At 53.5% G+C, this 2,142-nt stretch carries 2 protein-coding genes; both read right to left on the reverse strand.

Features of this window, described 5'->3' with window-relative positions; all coding sequences use genetic code 11:
- Positions 1 to 4: 4 nt before the first annotated feature.
- A complete protein-coding gene (locus JRJ26_20675; protein MBW2059905.1) occupies positions 5 to 403 on the reverse strand; it encodes a DUF2809 domain-containing protein in 399 nt (132 codons plus the stop codon).
- Positions 404 to 585: 182 nt separating this feature from the next.
- Entirely contained in the window at positions 586 to 1,947 is a 1,362-nt protein-coding gene (locus JRJ26_20680; protein ID MBW2059906.1) for an IS1182 family transposase, read from the reverse strand.
- Between the last annotated feature and the right edge of the window lie 195 nt (positions 1,948 to 2,142).

Below are 2,142 nucleotides of genomic sequence, written 5' to 3' on the forward strand. Positions count from 1 at the left end.
CTCTCTAAATGTCTTCTCCGCGCAAGAGGGACCGGAGCCAACCCCAGCCTATCAGGCAGCCGAGCACATAGTGGGGAAAATCCCCCCACACGAATGTGTTTCCTATGAGCGCGCTTCCCACAAAAGACGAGCGTATCATCTCCAGGAAGGGTGGATGCCATAACTGCATGAATTCAAGCATCGAAGTGATGGCGAAGACATAGAAGGGAATGACATTAGCGCCACGTCTTGAAGGGAAGAAGAGGAAGGCAGTCAGGATCCAGAAAATCTCATAAAATACACCTGCGCCGTAATTATTAAACCACCAATCCCCCGGCCCCGAGTAGAATTTGAAGGCGAAGCCGAGAGGCGTGATAATCAGAAGCGAAAAGATCACCCGGGTATGAATTGAAGACCAGGTCATCGGCGCACCTTCTCCCCCTGCTGGCGGGTTGACGGATACTGCGACCCTAGGAGTCTGTCGGTCTAGGGTTTGAGTTGAAGGGCATCAGATTTTTTCGTTGATCCAGGTTTTGGTGCCCCAGTTGCGGGGATGTTCCCCAAAGAACTGTTCATTGTCCGGAAATGTGGGCGAGCGGAGGTCTCCTACGCCCCCTTGGGTACCCACTTGTTCCGGAAGAGCTTCAGGAGATTGTGGGTAAGACATATGAGATCCCATTCCGCAGCCACGTTGGGGAATCCTCTGAGAGAGAACCGCCGGAATCCGCGGATTTCTTTGATCTGCCCGAAAACCGGCTCCACGATCTCCTTGCGTTTAGAGTATGTCATCCGGCCCTTGATGGTTCGGAGTTTCCGTGCCATCCGTTGTTTGGTGGAAAGACCCCGAGGGAGTCTACCTCGTGGAGTAGGAGCAACCTGCTCGCCGTGCTTGAGTTTCTCTGTGGCTATGTAAGCGTCGATTTCCGCTCGGGCCAGTAGTTCACAGTTGGTTTCACTGAAATACCCCGCGTCGGCGCTCAAATGCTTGGGTTTCTTGCCGACGACATTATTCACGACCTTCTCGAGCATCGGCTCGACTTGTTCTTTGTCATTGGGCGCCTGGGTCACGTCACTTGCCACGATGACTTGATTCTTGGCGTCTACCGCGGCCTGGCAGTTATAGGCCTGCTCAAAGCTTTTGGTGGTGCTGTCTTTCATGATCCGGCTGTCCGGATCAGTGAAGTTGTACTGCTTCTTGGCATGGGGCTTCCCCGAAGGTGCCTTGGGAGGGCGGCCGGGTCGGTGATTGTTCTTGTCCCGCTCACGCCGTTTTTCCAATGCCTCTTGACGGGCTTCCTGTTCCAGGGCTACCATGGCCTCCTGGATCTTTTTCAGACGCGTTTCCCTGAAACGAAGCTCCTCGGGAAGCTCATCGCCCCGTTTGCCTTTACCGTACAGCCGGTCTTCCTGAGCATCACAACGCTCGGCATCCTTCAGAAGACGGTACACCTGCTGCTTGAGCTCTTTGTGCCGTTTGACCATCCGGCCGTAGCTCATGGCCTTGTGCTTGCTGGCATTGGCTTTGACCTTCGTTCCATCCAGCGCCACATGACCCAGTTTCACAAGACCGGCCTTCTGGCACAGCCGTAGGACTTGTACAAAAAGTCCGGCAAGAGACTTGAGGTGCCGCTTGCGGAAAGAGGCAATGGTGTCGTGATCCGGGTGTTGATCAGCGGTCAATATCCGGAAGGCTACCGAATGATATGTGGCCTGCTCGATCTTCCTCGAACTGGGTAACCCGATGCAGTAGGCATAGAGCAGGAGTGCTACCATCATTCGGGGGTGATAAGCAGGGTAGCCGCCCTTGTTCTCTTCATAGGAAGCAAAGATCTCTTTGAGATCAAGCTGGTTGACTATGTCGAGAATGAAATACACCAGATCGTCATCGGGCAACCATTGGCGCATGTCCGGCGGCAACAGGTACAACTGATCCGGGTCGTAACGTCGAAATCGTGGGTTTGTTTCCATGCACTAAAGTATAGCATATCAGATAACTTATTGCAACTATTATTAAATTACAGGTTTACGATAACTTGGAGTCTCAGGGGTACTCCGACAGACTCCTAGCCTCCTCGCTTGTCGGCAGAGCCTTTACCCGGGGTCGGCGGTCGATTCGTTGAGCCTTGATTGCTTCGGCAATCCACTCCCTATAAATCCCCGTTC

Source organism: Deltaproteobacteria bacterium, assembly GCA_019308905.1.
Classification (GTDB): domain Bacteria; phylum Desulfobacterota; class BSN033; order WVXP01; family WVXP01; genus JAFDHF01.